The sequence below is a fragment of the Streptomyces sp. NPDC004667 genome, assembly GCF_040609475.1.
Lineage (GTDB): Bacteria > Actinomycetota > Actinomycetes > Streptomycetales > Streptomycetaceae > Streptomyces.
In genome coordinates, this window is record NZ_JBEXKC010000220.1 from 1 (window position 1) to 3065 (window position 3065).

Consider the following 3065-nt stretch of genomic DNA (forward strand, 5'->3'; position numbering starts at 1 on the left):
CCGCGCCGGAGCGTTGCCGAGCAGGACGCCGAGTACGGGCCGAAGCTGCACGACCGGGACCCGGACCTGTGCTGCGCCCTGCGCAAGGTCAAGCCCCTCGAAGAGGGCCTGACCGCCTACGACGCCTGGGCGACGGGGCTGCGCCGTGACGAGTCCCCGACCCGGGCGAACACCCCGGTGGTCGGCTGGGACGAGAAGCGCCGCAAGGTGAAGGTCTCCCCGATCGCCCGCTGGAGCCAGGACGACGTGGACGCGTACGTCGCCGAGCACGGGGTGCTGACCAACCCGCTGCTGATGGACGGTTACGCCTCCGTCGGCTGCGCCCCCTGCACCCGCCGGGTGGCGGAGGGCGAGGACGCGCGGGCCGGCCGGTGGGCCGGGCGCGGCAAGACCGAGTGCGGACTGCACGGCTGATGACGACGACACCTACGGACACCACGGAACTTACGGAGAAGCGGATGAGCGTGACCGGCCAGGGAGCCACGGTGTGGCTGACCGGTCTGCCCAGCGCGGGCAAGACCACCATCGCGTACGCGCTGGCGGAGCGGCTGCGCGCCGAGGGGCACCGGGTGGAGGTCCTGGACGGGGACGAGATCCGCGAGTTCCTCTCCGCGGGCCTGGGCTTCACCCGGGAGGACCGGCACACCAACGTCCAGCGGATCGGTTTCGTCGCCGAGCTCCTGGCGAGCAACGGCGTGAAGGCGCTGGTCCCGGTGATCGCGCCGTTCGCCGACAGCCGCGAGGCCGTGGCGAAGCGGCACGCCGAAGCCGGTACGAGCTACCTCGAAGTACACGTCGCGACCCCGGTCGAGGTGTGCTCGGAGCGGGACGTGAAGGGCCTGTACGCCAAGCAGGCCGCGGGCGAGATCTCCGGTCTGACCGGGGTCGACGACCCGTACGAGGCACCGCAGACCCCGGACCTGCGCATCGAGTCGCACCACCAGACCGTGCCGGAGTCGGCTTCGGCCCTGCACGCACTGCTCACCGAGAGGGGTCTGGCATGACCACCGCCGCGCACCTGCACACCGAGTCCGGTTCCGACGCGCCCTACGCGCTGTCGCACCTCGACGCCCTCGAATCCGAGGCGGTGCACATCTTCCGCGAGGTGGCGGGCGAGTTCGAGAAGCCGGTGATCCTGTTCTCCGGCGGCAAGGACTCCATCGTCATGCTGCACCTGGCGCTGAAGGCGTTCGCGCCCGCGCCGGTCCCCTTCACGCTGCTGCACGTGGACACCGGCCACAACTTCCCCGAGGTCCTGGCCTACCGCGACCGCGCCGTCGCCGAGCACGGACTGCGCCTGCACGTGGCCTCCGTCCAGGAGTACATCGACGCCGGCACGCTCCGCGAGCGGCCCGACGGCGTCCGCAACCCGCTCCAGACCGTCCCGCTCACCGAGGCGATCCAGCGGCTGAAGTTCGACGCCGTCTTCGGCGGCGGACGCCGCGACGAGGAGAAGGCCCGCGCCAAGGAACGCGTCTTCTCCCTGCGCGACGAGTTCTCCCAGTGGGACCCCCGCCGCCAGCGCCCCGAACTGTGGCAGCTCTACAACGGCCGCCACGCCCCCGGCGAACACGTCCGCGTCTTCCCGCTCTCCAACTGGACCGAGCTCGACGTGTGGCAGTACATCGACCGCGAGGACATCGAACTCCCGCAGATCTACTTCGCCCACGAACGCGAGGTCTTCCGGCGCAACGGCATGTGGCTGACCGCCGGCGAATGGGGCGGCCCCAAGGACACCGAACCGGTCGAGAAGCGCCTGGTGCGCTACCGCACCGTCGGCGACATGTCCTGCACGGGCGCCGTCGACTCCGACGCCACCACGCTCGACGCCGTGATCGCCGAGATCGCCGTCTCCCGCCTCACCGAGCGCGGCGCCACCCGAGCCGACGACAAGCTCTCCGAAGCCGCGATGGAAGACCGCAAGCGCGAAGGGTACTTCTAACCATGACCACCACCACCGAGCAGCTCAGCACCACCACGCTGCTGCGCTTCGCCACCGCGGGCTCCGTCGACGACGGCAAGTCCACCCTGGTCGGCCGCCTGCTGCACGACTCGAAGTCGGTCCTGGAGGACCAGCTCGAAGCCGTGGAGCGGGTCTCCCAGGACCGCGGCCAGGACGCCCCGGACCTGGCCCTGCTCACCGACGGCCTGCGCGCCGAGCGCGAACAGGGCATCACCATCGACGTGGCCTACCGCTACTTCGCCACCGCCCGGCGCCGGTTCATCCTGGCCGACACCCCCGGGCACGTGCAGTACACCCGCAACATGGTCACCGGCGCCTCCACCGCCGACCTGGCCGTGGTCCTGGTCGACGCCCGCAACGGCGTCATCGAGCAGACCCGCCGCCACGCCGCCGTCGCCGCCCTGCTCCGCGTCCCCCACGTGGTCCTCGCCGTCAACAAGATGGACCTCGTCGACTACCGCGAGGGCGTCTTCGCGAAGATCGCCGAGGAGTTCACCGCCTACGCCTCCGAGCTGGGCGTCCCGGAGATCACCGCGATCCCCATCTCGGCCCTGGCCGGGGACAACGTCGTCGAGCCCTCCGCCCACATGGACTGGTACGGCGGACCGACGGTGCTGGAGCACCTGGAGACCGTCCCGGTCAGCCACGACCTCACCGCCTGCCCGGCGCGATTCCCGGTGCAGTACGTGATCCGCCCGCAGACCGCGGAGCACCCCGACTACCGGGGCTACGCGGGCCAGATCGCCTCCGGCGTCCTGCGCGTCGGCGAGGCCGTCACCGTCCTGCCCTCCGGCCGCACCAGCACCATCGAGGGCATCGACGCCCTGGGCGAGTCCGTGGACATCGCCTGGGCGCCGCAGTCGGTGACGGTCCGCCTCAAGGACGACATCGACATCTCGCGGGGCGACCTGATCGCGCCGTCCGCGAGCGCGCCGGCCACCACGCAGGACGTCGTCGCGACGGTCTGCCACGTGGCCGACCAGCCCCTGGCCGTGGGCGCGCGGGTGCTGCTCAAGCACACCACCCGCACGGTCAAGGCGATCGTCAAGGAGATCCCCTCGCGGCTGACCCTCGACGACCTCTCCCAGCACCCGGCCCCCGG

The 3065-nt window shown here is 71.5% G+C and carries 4 protein-coding genes; all 4 read left to right on the forward strand.

Features of this window, described 5'->3' with window-relative positions:
- Window positions 1–414 (forward strand): phosphoadenylyl-sulfate reductase (locus tag ABZW32_RS39395; protein WP_356225678.1); only part of this gene is annotated, 414 nt, incomplete at its 5' end.
- Window positions 414–1004, forward strand: a complete 591-nt coding sequence (gene cysC / locus ABZW32_RS39400; protein ID WP_356225680.1) for an adenylyl-sulfate kinase — start codon at window positions 414–416, stop codon at window positions 1002–1004. The genes ABZW32_RS39395 and cysC, both read left to right, overlap by 1 nt.
- On the forward strand, window positions 1001–1942 hold the full coding sequence (cysD, locus tag ABZW32_RS39405; RefSeq protein ID WP_356225682.1) for a sulfate adenylyltransferase subunit CysD: 942 nt from the start codon (window positions 1001–1003) through the stop codon (window positions 1940–1942). The genes cysC and cysD overlap by 4 nt, the downstream gene beginning before the upstream one ends.
- Before the next feature lie 2 nt (window positions 1943–1944).
- The coding region (locus tag ABZW32_RS39410; RefSeq protein WP_356225684.1) for a GTP-binding protein at window positions 1945–3065 on the forward strand (1121 nt) is incomplete at its 3' end.